Origin of the sequence: Mesorhizobium sp. M7A.F.Ca.MR.245.00.0.0, from assembly GCF_003997415.1 — a bacterium.
In the GTDB taxonomy this organism is placed as follows: Bacteria; Pseudomonadota; Alphaproteobacteria; order Rhizobiales; family Rhizobiaceae; genus Mesorhizobium.
In genome coordinates, this window is record NZ_RZTE01000040.1 from 19,687 (window position 1) to 32,884 (window position 13,198).

Annotated in this window: 16 protein-coding genes; 9 read left to right on the top strand and 7 right to left on the bottom strand. The window is 63.1% G+C overall.

All coding sequences use genetic code 11. From position 1 onward, the window contains the following. Positions 1-262 precede the first annotated feature (262 nt). On the bottom strand, positions 263-403 hold the full coding sequence (locus EOB80_RS27800) for a DUF1127 domain-containing protein (RefSeq protein ID WP_013529236.1): 141 nt from the start codon (positions 401-403) through the stop codon (positions 263-265). A gap of 160 nt (positions 404-563) precedes the next feature. Further along, positions 564-1,574 (bottom strand): NAD(P)H-quinone oxidoreductase, encoded by a 1,011-nt coding sequence (locus EOB80_RS27805; RefSeq protein WP_127330976.1) that lies wholly within the window; start codon positions 1,572-1,574, stop codon positions 564-566. Positions 1,575-1,697: 123 nt separating this feature from the next. Here EOB80_RS27805 and EOB80_RS27810 point away from each other — a divergent pair, with 123 nt between their 5' ends. From EOB80_RS27810 to EOB80_RS27820, 3 genes are read left to right on the top strand one after another with little or no spacing between them, the layout of a single operon-like run. After that, positions 1,698-1,892 carry a DUF1192 domain-containing protein gene (locus EOB80_RS27810; RefSeq protein WP_023810953.1) on the top strand — a complete coding sequence of 65 codons (195 nt, stop codon included), beginning with the start codon at positions 1,698-1,700 and terminating at the stop codon, positions 1,890-1,892. Between the two features lie 5 nt (positions 1,893-1,897). Beyond that, entirely contained in the window at positions 1,898-3,229 is a 1,332-nt protein-coding gene (locus EOB80_RS27815; RefSeq protein WP_329608556.1) for an MFS transporter, read from the top strand. Between the two features lie 32 nt (positions 3,230-3,261). Beyond that, entirely contained in the window at positions 3,262-3,525 is a 264-nt protein-coding gene (locus EOB80_RS27820; protein WP_013529232.1) for a metalloregulator ArsR/SmtB family transcription factor, read from the top strand. Between the two features lie 6 nt (positions 3,526-3,531). Here the strand turns inward: EOB80_RS27820 and EOB80_RS27825 are convergent, their stop codons facing one another. Together EOB80_RS27825 and EOB80_RS27830 are read right to left on the bottom strand one after the other, a co-directional pair. After that, positions 3,532-4,188 carry a glutathione S-transferase family protein gene (locus EOB80_RS27825; RefSeq protein ID WP_127319741.1) on the bottom strand — a complete coding sequence of 219 codons (657 nt, stop codon included), beginning with the start codon at positions 4,186-4,188 and terminating at the stop codon, positions 3,532-3,534. Positions 4,189-4,294: 106 nt separating this feature from the next. Continuing rightward, positions 4,295-5,125 (bottom strand): alpha/beta hydrolase, encoded by an 831-nt coding sequence (locus EOB80_RS27830; RefSeq protein ID WP_127330978.1) that lies wholly within the window; start codon positions 5,123-5,125, stop codon positions 4,295-4,297. Positions 5,126-5,224: 99 nt separating this feature from the next. On the opposite strand from EOB80_RS27830, the gene EOB80_RS27835 reads away from it, so the two are divergent. From EOB80_RS27835 to EOB80_RS27845, 3 genes are all read left to right on the top strand, one after another. Next, a complete protein-coding gene (locus EOB80_RS27835) occupies positions 5,225-5,746 on the top strand; it encodes a helix-turn-helix domain-containing protein (protein ID WP_127330980.1) in 522 nt (173 codons plus the stop codon). Between the two features lie 77 nt (positions 5,747-5,823). Then, complete coding sequence (locus EOB80_RS27840; protein ID WP_027037125.1) at positions 5,824-6,057, top strand: hypothetical protein; 234 nt, start codon at positions 5,824-5,826, stop codon at positions 6,055-6,057. A 150-nt stretch (positions 6,058-6,207) separates the two neighbouring features. Continuing rightward, entirely contained in the window at positions 6,208-6,639 is a 432-nt protein-coding gene (locus EOB80_RS27845; RefSeq protein ID WP_127330982.1) for a heme-binding protein, read from the top strand. Positions 6,640-6,902: 263 nt separating this feature from the next. Here the strand turns inward: EOB80_RS27845 and EOB80_RS27850 are convergent, their stop codons facing one another. From EOB80_RS27850 to EOB80_RS27860, 3 genes are all read right to left on the bottom strand, one after another. Then, complete coding sequence (locus tag EOB80_RS27850; RefSeq protein WP_127296853.1) at positions 6,903-7,304, bottom strand: hypothetical protein; 402 nt, start codon at positions 7,302-7,304, stop codon at positions 6,903-6,905. 245 nt (positions 7,305-7,549) lie between these two features. Then, positions 7,550-7,732 carry a 50S ribosomal protein L32 gene (gene rpmF / locus EOB80_RS27855; RefSeq protein ID WP_008834724.1) on the bottom strand — a complete coding sequence of 61 codons (183 nt, stop codon included), beginning with the start codon at positions 7,730-7,732 and terminating at the stop codon, positions 7,550-7,552. 140 nt (positions 7,733-7,872) lie between these two features. Beyond that, positions 7,873-8,634, bottom strand: coding sequence for a transglycosylase domain-containing protein (locus EOB80_RS27860; protein ID WP_127330984.1), 762 nt, complete (start codon positions 8,632-8,634; stop codon positions 7,873-7,875). Between the two features lie 222 nt (positions 8,635-8,856). Here EOB80_RS27860 and EOB80_RS27870 point away from each other — a divergent pair, with 222 nt between their 5' ends. From EOB80_RS27870 to EOB80_RS27880, 3 genes are all read left to right on the top strand, one after another. Then, positions 8,857-9,774, top strand: a complete 918-nt coding sequence (locus EOB80_RS27870) for a polyprenyl synthetase family protein (protein WP_127330988.1) — start codon at positions 8,857-8,859, stop codon at positions 9,772-9,774. Between the two features lie 161 nt (positions 9,775-9,935). Continuing rightward, complete coding sequence (locus tag EOB80_RS27875; RefSeq protein ID WP_127330990.1) at positions 9,936-10,742, top strand: class I SAM-dependent methyltransferase; 807 nt, start codon at positions 9,936-9,938, stop codon at positions 10,740-10,742. Between the two features lie 114 nt (positions 10,743-10,856). Then, a complete protein-coding gene (locus tag EOB80_RS27880) occupies positions 10,857-13,196 on the top strand; it encodes a response regulator (protein WP_127330992.1) in 2,340 nt (779 codons plus the stop codon). Positions 13,197-13,198: the final 2 nt, after the last annotated feature.

Sequence of the window (13,198 nt, forward strand, 5' to 3'; positions counted from 1 at the left end):
CGCACAGCCCTTTCAGAGTCAGCGTCTTGCCGGCTCGGATCGTCAACGCGCTCCCACACGCCAACCGATACCCGCAGGATCAAAATGCCATGCTGAAAGCTGAGGTCAACCTCAGATTGCTGTCGAGCCGCATGCAGTTGCCGGCCCCAAAACGACAAAACCCGCCGGACTGGGTCCAGCGGGCTCGGAACCGCGACGGAAATCCGTCTGATGCGGCTCTGGCTTCCACGGCTTGGTCCGCCGGAGCGGACCAGACGTGGCTTTAGATAGCCCTGCGGGCGATCTTTTCGATGTCGGCGCGGTTGATGCCGAGATCGCTGAGCTGACGTGCGTTGAGACGGTTCAGTTCGCGGACGGTCTCGGTGTACATACGCCAGTTACGGAAAGCGCGGATCGGGTTCATGGTAGTCCTCCAAATTGATGTTCGTTTCGATGGTGCTCAAATAGGCGTCATCGATGAGGACTTGAATGGCTGATTTTGCATAGCAATGATGCAAATGCTGCATTGCAACATTAAGCTTCTGTTCATCTTGTAGGCAGCGAGGCGCTGACCTCGCTCGCTGTCAGCCGACGTCGAGCACGATCTTGCCGATGTGTTCGCCGTCCTCCATCCGCTCATGCGCCCGCCAGGCTTCGCTGAGCGGGAAGATCATGTCCATGACAGGAGCAACCTTGCGCGTGCCGAGCAACGGCCACACCTGCGCTTCCAGCGCCGCCGCGATCGCCGCCTTGAACTCGACGGTGCGCGGCCTCAGCGTCGACCCGGTGTGGGTAAGCCGCTTGACCATGATTTTCGAAAAATCCGCGCTTGCGACAGCGCCGGCCTGCACGGCGATCTGGACGATCCGCCCCTCGACCGCAGCGGCCTCATAGTTGCGCGCCACATAGTCGCCGCCGACCATGTCGAGGATGACGTTGGCGCCCTTGCCGTCCGTTGCCTCCTTGACCGCGGCGACGAAATCCGCCTCGCGATAGTTGATAGCCCGATCTGCGCCGAGCTTCAGGCAGGCGTCGCATTTCTCCTTGCTGCCGGCGGTGGTGATGACATAGGCGCCGAAGGCCGAGGCAAGCTGGATCGCCGTCGTGCCGATGCCGGACGAGCCGCCATGGACGAGCAGCGTCTCGCCTTTCTTGAGGCCGCCACGCTCGAACACATTGTGCCAGACGGTGAAGTAGTTTTCCGGCACCGCCGCGGCTTCGGTATGGGTGAAGCCGGCGGGCAACGGCAGCACGCTCCCGGCATGCACCTTGACATATTCGGCATAGCCGCCGCCGGGCGTCAGCGCGCAGACGCGGTCGCCGATGCGCCAGCGCGATATGTCGTCGCCAAGGGCCGCCACTTCGCCCGACGCCTCGAGGCCCGGCAGGTCCGACGCGCCGGGCGGCGGCGGATAGGCGCCCTTGCGCTGCTGGATATCGGGCCGGTTGACGCCGGCGGCATGCACCTTGATCAGGATCTCGCCGGGGCCGGGCTGCGGCACGTCGCGTGTTTCCGGCTTCAGGACCCGAGGGCCACCCGGCTCCGAGATCGCGATGGCCGTCATCCTTGCCGGAATTTTCTGTCCGCTCGCCATGAGATTTCCCGTCTTTCCTCGCCGTTGTCCGATCGGCTGTTTGCATCGACGCCCCTGCCCTATGTATGCTGATTGCCAAATCAGGCAAATGGCCAATCTGGTCTTGGCGGAGGAGGAGCGACGATGGCGATCTTCGACGACGAACCCAAGAAGAAGGCACGCCCGCACGAGATCGGGCAGGACCTGTCACTGCTTTCCGTCAGCGACTTGACCGAGCGGATCGGTATCCTGCGCGACGAAATCGCCCGCCTGGAAGCCGAACTCAAGGCCAAGGACACCACCAAATCCGCGGCCGAAGCACTGTTCCGCCGCGGATAGGCGCGCTGGCGCAAAGCCCGCCGCCGAAAAGCCCGAATGCGGCTGTCTTCAGACCCAGCGTCCCCGCCAAACCTGAGCCGGATCAAACAATGTTCGCAACCTACCGACCGATCCTCTCGCTGCTTCGCGGCACCGCTTTCCTGCTCGCGGCATCTGGATTGCATGGACTGCTCTTGCCCCTGCGCGGTCAACTGGAAGGTTTCTCGACCGCATCGCTCGGCCTGATGGGCACGGCATGGGCCGGCGGCTTCGTCACCGGCTGCTTCTTCGCACCGCGCATCGTGCGCCGCGCAGGCCACGTTCGCGCCTTTGGCGCCTTTGCCGCATCCGGCGCCATCGTGGCGCTACTGACCGGGCTGATCATCGACGAATATGTCTGGATCCTGCTGCGCGCCTTCACCGGCTTCACCATGGCCGGTGCCTTCATGGTCATCGAAAGCTGGCTGAACGAGAAGGCCACCAACGAGAACCGCGGCACCGTCTTCGGCCTCTACATGATGGTCACTTATGCCTCGATCATGGGCGGGCAGATGATCGTCGCCGGCGGCGACGTGAAGTCCGCATCGCTGTTCATGATCACCGGCATCCTGTTTTGCCTATCGCTCATTCCGACGGCGGTCTCGACCGCCTCTCACCCCAAGCCGCTGCAGGATGTCTCACTTGATGTCAGAGGCCTTTATGCCAATTCGCCGGTGTCGGCGGTCGCTTGCGTGTTGATCGGCATCGCCAACGGCGCCTGGGGCACGCTTGGCGCCGTCTATGGCGCCCGCATCGGCATTTCCACGGCCGAGATCGCCCTGATGATGAGCCTTGTGGTCGTTGCCGGTGCCGCGATGCAGCTTCCGGCCGGGCGTCTCTCCGACAAGACCGACCGGCGTTTCGTGCTGGCGGGAGCGGCTTTCGGCGGGGCTTTGTTCGCGCTCTTGATCTTTCTGTTCGAGCCGCGCTCCGGCGTCTTCGTCATCGTCTTCACTGCCGCCTATGGCGCCTTCGCCTACACGCTCTATTCGATTGCCGTGGCGCATGCCAACGACCACGCGCGCTCGGAGGATTTCGTCAAGGTATCTGGCGGGCTGTTGCTGCTCTACGGCTTCGGCACGATGATTGGACCCTTGCTCGCCGCCGCTTTGATGGGCTGGATGCGCCCGGAAGGTCTGTTCCTGGCGACCGCCTTGGCGCATCTCTGCCTGGCGGGCTACACGCTGCTGCGCATCAGCCGCCGCGCGCCGGTGCCGATCGGCGATCGTGATGCCTTCAAGACGCAGCCGGCCGACCGTTCGGTCACCCCGGAAGCATTGCGGCTCGATCCCAGAAGAAAAGCAGAAGCAGACGGTTGAGATTCGAAAGGCTTTGCCTCACTAATACAGGCATGATGTTTTCCGACGCCTTCATGGCGATTGCCGATCCCAATCGGCGCCATCTTCTGGAAGAACTTCGCCGCGGCCCGAAAACCGTCACCGAACTGGCCGCCGGCTTGCCGGTCTCGCGCCCGGCTGTGTCGCAACATCTGAAAGTGCTGCTCGATGCCGGCCTGGTCCACGCCAAGCCGGAAGGAACAAGGCGCGTCTATACGGTAAGCGGCACTGGCTTCCTCAAACTCAACATCTGGCTCGATCAGTTCTGGGAAGCCTAACCCCGATCAACCGTTGTTGTAGGGGAAGAACTTGAAGTAGGGCTTCGCCTCCTCGATCACCCGAGCGAAGGCGGGGCGCTGCAGCAGCCGGTCATGGTAGCGTTTCACGGTCGGATACTTGTCGCCGAACGGCTCGACCTTGTTGGCATAGAACAGCGCCGGGGACGCTGCGCAATCGGCCATGGTGAAGGTGTCGCCCATCGCCCAGATCTTCGACTGCATGTCTTGTTCGATGATGGCATAGGAATTTCGAAGCTGGGCGCGGGCCTGCTCGACGCCGAACGGGTCGGTCTTGTCCTGTGGCCGCAACCGGTCGCCGACGATCTTCTGCATTGGCTCCTGCACATAGAAATCATAGAAGCGATCGGTCTGGCGGACGGCCAGCGCCAGGTCGATGTCGGCGGGAACGAGGTCAACCGGCCCCGGATAATGCGCGGCCAGATATTCGACAACGATGGTCGATTCCAGCACCGTGCGGTCGCGCGCATCGTCGCGCAGCGCCGGCATCTTGCCGGCCGGCGAAATCTTCAGGAAGGCCGCGCGCGACTGAGCATCGCCAAGGTCGACGATGACAGGCGTGAACGGCGTGGCGTTCTCGTACAGCGCGATCAGCGGCTTCCAGCAGAAGGAGGCCAGCGGATGGAAATGAAGCGTCAGGGACATTTTTTGCTCGCCTGTTTCCTGGTTTATCGGTGGCCGGCGCCGGGCACGCTCGTCATAGGTTAAACACTGCGGCAAGCATTGTCCGCCAAGACCTGCTTTGGCCGCTTCAAGCGGCGTGGGCGACGATGCCGGCAACAATCATATCCCAGTCGTTTGGATGCAGCTCGTGGCCGCCACCTTCGATCCGGATGATTTTCGCGCCGGTGACCGCCTTCCCCAGCGCCTCGCCATGTTCGACCGGAAAGACAGGATCGGCCGTGCCGTGGATGACCAGCAGCGGCGCCGTCATTTCATGCAAGCGGCCTTTCCACGCGTCGCCGCCCCTGAGCATGAAATGGTTGGTGGCGCTCAGGAAGCCGCCGGAGCGGTCGTGATCCTGCTCGACAAAGGCACGCATCCGGGCCTCGTCGAATGGATGTGCGATGCTGGCGATCGCCCGCGCGTCCCTGACGATGAAATCGACCACCTGGCCACGGTCCGACCAATCGACTTTGACGCCCTCGGCCGAGTGTTCCATGTAGGCTTCGGTCGTCCCGGGAAGGCCGGATGTGTCGATTCCCACCGGCGAACTGCTGATCACGGTCAGAGAAACGACACGGGACGGGTGTTCCAACGCCACAAACTGCGCGATCATGCCGCCCATCGACATGCCGACGACATTCGCCTTGCCGATACCGTGGTCGTCGAGAACGCGCATTGCATCGTCGGCCATATCATCGAACGTGTAGGGCGGCTCTCCTGGCTTGTATTTGGTCGAACGGCCGGTATCGCGATTGTCGTAGCGGATCACGAACAGGCCGGCGCCGGCCAGTTTCCGGCAAAACGCCTCCGGCCACCAAAGCATCGAGGCCATCGCTCCCATGATCAGCAACAGCGGCGGGTTCGCCGGATCGCCAAAGGTTTCGGTTATGATTTCGGGGCGTTCGGTCGTCGTCACGGTGCGGCCTCCTCTCCTGCAATACCGATTGCATTTTGCAATCGGTTGCACGATAATAAAACCGATACGATAATGCAACCGGCTTTGGAGAAAAATCTCATGAGCATGGATCGCCGGTCCGGGTGCCCGATCAATCTGTCGCTGGAAGTGTTCGGCGATCGCTGGAGCCTGATCATCCTTCGCGACATGATCTTCGGCGGCAGGCGTCATTTTCGCGAGCTGCTCAACGGATCGATGGAAGGCATCGCCTCCAACATCCTCGCCGACCGGCTGAAGCGGCTGATGGAACTGGGCATGCTGACCAAAGCCGACGACCCCTCGCACAAGCAGAAGGCGATCTACAGCCTGACCGAAATGGCGATCACGCTGGTGCCGATCCTGGCCCATCTCGGCGCCTGGGGCCGCGTCTGGCTGCCGGTCAGCGAAGAACTCTCGATCCGCGCCGAACTTCTGGAAAAGAGCGGACAGCCGATGTGGGACAAATTCATGGACGAGTTGCGCCATGAACATCTCGGCAAGCCGCTCGATACCGCGTCGGGTCCTTCTGTCCGCGCGACCTTGCAGGCCGCCTATCAAGCCCTGGTTGCCAGCAAGGCTCTCGCCGCCGACTCTGCCGCTTGACCAACTTATTTTCCCGTTTGGGAGCCGGCTCTGCTAGAAGAAGCGGAAAATCACAATTCACGGGATTGGATAAGGTCTTGGTTGAGAACTCTCGGGATGCTGCCCGCGCACGCGCCGACCTGCGCTTCAAGAAGCAGGAAGAGGCGGCAACCGTCCGCCAGAAGGCGATGGCCGAATACGTCGCCGAGAGCGACGCCCGCCAGGCCAAGACCAACAAGCTGCGGGCGCTGCGTCTCGCCAAGGAAGCCGAAGACCTCGCCAACGCGCCAGCGGAACCTGCCAAGAAGCCGGCCCGCGCCAAGAAAAAATGACCTGAAGCCGCACAGGCACCAACTCCTATCCGGAGGCTGTGACGGTCGCTTCCTTCCCACCTCTTCACGCGAAGCAATTTCAACCGAAACCGGGATGTTATCTCGCCCGTCGACGGTCGATGATCGACGCCTTTCAGACAGGAGACCGCCATGACCGCACTGCCGCTCGAAAAAGCCAGGCAAATCATCGATGCCGCCTTTGCCAAGGGCTCCGATCTCAAGCTTAAGCCGCTTGGCGTCTCGGTGCTCGACGCCGGCGGGCATCTGGTCGCCTTCCAGCGCCAGGACGGCGCCTCGTTCCTGCGCCCGCAAATGTCGGCCGGCAAGGCCTATGGTGCGCTCGCCATCGGCATGGGCTCGCGCAAAGTCGAGGCTTTCGCCAAGGAGCGCCCGCACCTCGTCGCCGGCATCTCGGACGTCTCTGGCGGACGCGTATTGCCGGTGGTCGGCGGCGTGCTGATCCGCGACAAGGCCGGAGCCATCATCGGCGCCGTCGGCATTTCAGGCGACACGTCGGACAATGACGAAGCCGCGGCCATCGCCGGCATCGAGGCCGCCGGCTTCACCGCCGATCCGGGCTGAGCGTCGGGGAACTTCGTCATCCACGGCGGAGCAGGAGCGAAGCTCCGTCGCGGAGACCCGAGGATCCATTCCGTAACATCAGCCGTAGAGTGCAGCGGAGCAGAATTCTGGACCGCTGAAACGCTCACGTGTCGCAGCAGGGATCCTGGGGTCTGCGCCGCGTCGCTACGCTCCTTGCTACGCCCAGGATGACGACGTTATGGGCGTTTCCGACAACTGTCAGCGCAAGCGCCCGTCAAACTTCCGCCTTCCGCGCTGCGGACCTAGTTCAGATTGATGTCCCGGCTGGCCGATCGCATCGACACCGCGAATCCGGCCAGCACATCGAACAGCGCGATGACCATCAGCGTGAAGAAGACGGAATGGGCGGCGCCCTTCACCAGCAGGAACTCGACCAGGAAGGCCACGAACACCAGCGTCGACAGAAGATGGTCCATGATCGAGGCGTTGGTCGTGCGCACCGACTTCGCCATTTCGAGGAACAGGAAGATCAGCCCGATCAGTATCATCAGGTCGCCCAACGTCATCGAGAACACGCCGCCCGACATCATACTGAAGGAGAAGACCTCGCTCGCCCACGGATCGTCACCGCTGCCGAAAATTCCCAGCAGTCCGAGGTTGTAGAGCACGAAAGGCACGATCAGCAGCGGAATGGCACCGAACATCTGGCGTCTCCATGTGGGGGCGATCCTTTGTAGAATGCGCCATGGCCACGTCGTCAAGATGTTTCGCCATCAGCGCTGAACACGGTCGAAGACCGCACGCAACAACCATGTCAGCCGGTTGCCGGCCGAAGGATTTGCAACGCCGGCGGTGCACGCCTCGAAATGCGCTGCCGTCCGGCCCAAACGCAAAAGGACCAGCCACCGGCCGGTCCTTATGGAAATTCAAACCTTTGAAAAAGCTGGTCTCAGCTTTCCTTGGGCGTCAACACCTGACGACCGCGATACATGCCGGTCTTCAGGTCGATATGATGCGGACGGCGCATTTCGCCGGAATTCTTGTCCTCGACATAGGTCGGGGCCTTGAGGGCGTCGGCCGAGCGGCGCATGCCGCGCTTGGACGGAGAGGTTTTACGTTTCGGAACGGCCATGGATATGCTCCACTACATGGTCAAAAGCCCCGCCCGCCCTCGTGAAAGGGCCATGTCGGGGCCTAAATCTGAGAAAGTCGGGTGCCTATACACGCCCTGTGCCGTTTTGGCCAGCACTGGCGCGAATTTTTTTGGATCGTCTAGCGGAGACAACCGACATAGGCGCCTGAGCGGCCGGCTCGCCGCTCGATCAGATTGGCAAGCCGCCTCAGGCCAGGCCCGGGCTTGGCCGGATTACGGGCGATCGGATTTGGCAAGGAGACCGCAAGCAGGGCGGCTTGCCGTCGCGACAGCTGTTTTGCCGAAACGCCGAAATGGTGTTGTGCCGCGGCCTCGATGCCGTAGATGCCCGGGCCCCACTCGGCGATGTTGAGATAGATTTCCATGATGCGCCGTTTCGACATCACCGCATCGAAATAGACGGCCAGCGGCAGTTCGACCACCTTGCGCACCGAGCCCAGCGGCCGCGACCAGAGAAACAGGTTCTTGACCGTCTGCATGGTGATGGTCGAGGCGCCGCGCGTCGCTTCGCCGGCCAGCGCGTCGTCGACGACGCCTCTCAGCTCGCCGAGATCGACGCCACGATGAAAGCAGAACTGCCCATCCTCCGACATGATGACGGAATTGGCCAGCACCGGCGACACGTCGTCGATCGACACCCAGCGGCGGTCGTAACCGGAGAACGTCGCCAGGTCCTTCAACATCAGCGTCGAGACAGGATGCACGAAGAACGGCAGGTACAGAAACGTCAGCACGACCGGAATCAAAGCCAGCACCGCGGTCACGACGATGCTGCGCCGGACCCAGCGTTTGAGACCGCGGCGATTTACGCCTCGCGATCTCGTCGCCATGTCCAGCTTTTCGGTTTCATGATCGACGATCGGTTCCGCCAAGCCGCCCAACCCGTGCCAGAGAGCTCTTTTTGGAACGCGCTCCTGTGAGCCATGTGACGGTGTTTTCGAGAACCGGAGCGGAGCGTACATTAGAGTACGCAAGCACCGGAAGCGCAGAAAACGCCCTCAGATGACCGCAGGAGCAGAGTTTCCAAACGGGCTCATACTGCTCCGGCATAATGGCGCTTGCCTTCTTGCGCAACGTCTGAGTGTCGGCTACCGGTCCCGGCCATGGCGAATGACGACCAAATGGCGTTCGAAATGGCGCTCATCCGACGCGCTGCCGCCGTCGAGGTGCTGCTGCGGCGGCTGCTCGACGACCGCGCGCTTTCGGGCGAGATCGCCCGGCCTGAGCGGTTGATGGCAGCCATGCGGCACGGCGTTCTGAACGGCGGCAAGCGCCTGCGGCCCTTCCTGGTCATGGAAAGTGCCGCCCTTTTTTCCGCCGATGGCGAGGCGACACTGCGTGTCGCCGCCGCACTTGAATGCGTGCATTGCTATTCGCTGATACACGACGACCTGCCCGCCATGGACGACGATGACCTGCGTCGTGGCCAGCCGACCGTGCACAGAGCCTTCGACGAGGCGACCGCCATCCTGGCTGGCGATGCCTTGCTGACGCTGGCCTTCGACATCATCGCCGGCGAGGCGACCGCCCTGCCCGCGGAGCGGCGGGCGGCCCTGGTGCTGGCGCTGGCCCGCGCCGCCGGACCCGGCGGCATGGTCGGCGGCCAGAAGCTCGACCTCGAAGCCGAACAGACGCCGCCGGACGAGGCCGGCATCATCCGGCTGCAGGCGATGAAGACTGGCGCTCTGATCCGTTTCGCCTGCGAGGCAGGTGCCCTCATCGCCGGCGCCCCGGCCGATGACCGCGAGCGGCTGGCCGAATTCGGCTCGGCGATCGGTCTTGCCTTCCAGCTTGCCGACGACCTGCTCGATTTGACCGCCGATGCCAGCCAGATGGGCAAGGCAACCGGCAAGGACGCCGCCGCCGGCAAGGCGACGCTGGTGGCCTTGCATGGTGCGAATTGGGCTCGCAGCCAGTTGCACGGCCTCGTCGAGCAGGCGCATGCACTGCTTGATCCTTATGGCGACGACGCCCAGTTGCTGAAAGAAGCGGCAACGTTCGTGGCGACTCGCACCAGTTGAGGTTGGCGCCAGCCGAGATATCGAGCTGACTAAAGTTCGCTCATCCTCCGCCGGCCAATTCAGAAATAGAACTTGAGCGGAAGCCTGCCGAGGCAGAGGATCGACATCGCTTTGCCATCCGCACGGCACGCACGCGGTGCGGGTAGAGTTGGAGGGGTGCCATGTCGACCACCGACAAGCTGTTCAGCGGTTCCATTGCCGAGGTCTACGACCGGGCGATGGTGCCGCTGATCTTCGAGCCGTATGCACGGGATCTGGCAGAGCGGGTGTCGAAGCTCGGGCCGCAATCGGTGCTCGAAGTGGCGGCGGGCACCGGTGTGGTGACACGTGCGATGGCAGCAAAGCTGCCGGCGCAAGCCCGCATCGTGGTCACCGACCTCAACCAGCCCATGCTCGACCACGCACGCACGCGGATGGCGGACGATCCTCGCATCACCTGGCGGCAGGCCGATGCCCAGGCTCTGCCCTTCGAGGACGCAGAGTTCGACGCCGTGGTTTGCCAGTTTGGCGCGATGTTCTTCCCCGATCGGGTGGGCGCCTACGGCCAAGCGCGGCGGGTGATGCGGCCGGGCGGGCACTTCCTGTTCAACGTCTGGAGTGCCATCGAAGACAACGAGTTCGCCGAGGAAGTGACGCGGGCGCTCGGCCATTTTTTCCCGGCCGATCCGCCTCGCTTCATGGCGAGGACGCCGCATGGCTATCACGATGCGGACGTCATCCGCGCCGACCTACATGCCGCCGGCTTCGGTAACATCACCGTAGAGCCGCTGGATGCCGTCAGCGCCGCTTCGTCGCCATATGAGGCGGCCACGGCCTATTGCCAGGGCACACCCCTGCGGGCTGAGATCGAGGCGCGCGGCGGCTCGCTGGAGGAGGCGACGCGATACGTGGCGAATGCCCTTGGGAAACGGTTCGGGGAAGGTCCGGTGAGTGGCCGCATCCGCGCCCTCGTCGTGGAAGCGGCCTAGGCGTGCTGTCCATCCGGCGGTTCGCATGGCCTGCCTGCCCGCACGAACGAAATTTTAATGTAAATGAAGCGTAATCCCGGCCATTAAAATGGTGCGTATGTGTTGGGGTTGCGCATGCCTGAATATTCGTCCTTCATCCGGTCGGTCCGGATCCGCTATATTTCAGGGTTGCTGATCTTCGCGCTGGCTTCCGCCGGTATCGTGATTGCGCTTGACCGCGTCAATTCCTTTCGCCGCGACATCGATGCGCTGAGCAGCAACCTCGTCATCTTCACCCGCGACCTGCGCAACGCGACCAGCTTCGCCGAGACCACCGGCACCGCCTGGCGGGCGGAGACACGCGATGCCCTGACCACATCGGCGCGCGGCCATTCGGAGCGCCTGACCGGCGAGATCGAGACGCTGACCGCCCAGCTTGCGGCGATCAAGCCACGGCTGTCGATCAAGACCGTCAACGAACTCCAGTCCGCTTCCGTCAACGGCGATCTGTTCTGGTCGCCGCGCGACATGGTGCGCAATTTCAACCTGATGTCGATGGCGCAAAAGGTCGACGAGTGGAGCTATCGCGAAATCCGCAACCAGAACGACCTGTTCGCCCAGCCGATGCTGGTCCGCGTCCGTACCGCCATGGATGATGAGCGCCACCTGGCCGATGCCTCAAGCGACAGGCTGCTGCTGTGGGCGAGCGGCATCCTGTTCGCAGCACTTGCCATCGTCGCCTTCTGGATCTTCCGCCCGATGGAAGTGGCAATCCGCCGCGCCTTTGCCGAATCCGCCGAATCCCTGTTCAAGGCCGAGGCCGCCGACCGCGCCAAATCGGAATTCCTGGCCAATATGAGCCACGAAATACGCACGCCGATGAACGGTGTGCTCGGCATGGCCGAACTTCTGGCCAAGACCGATCTGACCCCGCGCCAGAAGACCTTCACCGACGTCATCGTCAAATCCGGCAACGCGCTGCTCACCATCATCAACGACATCCTCGATTTCTCCAAGATCAATGCCGGGCAACTCACTCTCGACCCTGCTCCCTTCCGCCTTTCCGAGGCGGTCGAGGATGTGGCGACGCTGGTCTCGGCGCGCGTCGCCGAAAAGAACCTCGAACTGATCGTGCGTGTCGACCCGCGCCTGCCGGCCCATGTCGTCGGCGACGCCGGCCGGTTCCGGCAGATCATCACCAACCTGCTCGGCAATGCCGTGAAGTTCACCGAGAAGGGTCATGTGCTGATCGATGTCGGCGGCGAAATCGTCAACGACGTGGTCCAGCTCAAGGTCCGCGTCGAAGACACCGGCATCGGCATACCGGCCGAGAAACTGCAGAACGTGTTCGAGAAATTCGCGCAAGTGGACGGCTCGTCCACCCGCCGCCATGAGGGCACGGGGCTGGGCTTGGCCATCGCCGCCCGCCTCGTCGACCTGATGGCAGGCAAGATCGGCGTCGAAAGCGAGATCGGCCGTGGCTCCGTGTTCTGGTTCGCTGTGCCGCTGCCCGCGCATCAGGCCGCGGCGCGCGACGAGATCGTGCCGGTCGACGTCACCGGCGCGCGCGTGCTGGTCATCGACGACAATCCGGTCAACCGCGAAATCCTGCTCGAGCAGCTCAGAAGCTGGAGCTTCGACTGTGCCGCCGCCGAAAGCGGCGCCGTCGGCCTGGCCTTCCTCGACCGCGCCTTTCAGTTGGGCGCCGCTGTCGACTGCATCATCCTCGACTACCAGATGCCGGGCATGAACGGCGCCGACGTCGCCAGAGCCATTGCTTCCGACAGCCGCCTGTCGGCCATCCCGATCGTTATCCTGACCTCGGTCGACCAGGTCGATTTCGGTAAGATGATCATCGACTTCGGCATTGCCGCGCATCTGACCAAACCGGCGCGCTCCGCGGTGCTGCTCGGCACCGTCATCTCGGTGATTCAGAAGGCCCGTTCGCAGGTCGGCAAGGCGCGGTTCGTCCGCGAACCGATCGTGCAGGCTCCCCTGGCAGCGCCGCCCGCCTTCACCGTCATCCGCGGCCCGGCAACGCCGGTCGCGGCAGCGCCGGAATCGACAACCGCGCCGAACGGACCGATCGACATCCTCATTGCCGAGGACAATGACGTGAACCAGTTGGTCTTCGGCCAGATCCTCAATGGGTTGGGCTTGAGCTACCGTATCGCCGGCAATGGCCGCACGGCGGTCGAAATGTATCGGGCGCTGCGCCCCAAGCTGATCCTGATGGACGTTTCGATGCCCGAAATGAACGGCTACGAGGCGACCCGCGCCATCCGGGCGATGGAGGTCTCGACGGGCGCCCACATCCCGATCATCGGCGTCACCGCACACGCGCTGAAGGGCGATCGCGACAAGTGCATCGAATCTGGCATGGACGACTATCTGCCGAAGCCCGTTTCGCCCGACCGCCTCGGCACCAAGATCGGCACCTGGCTCAGCGAGACCGTTGTGGCCAAGACCGCCTGACT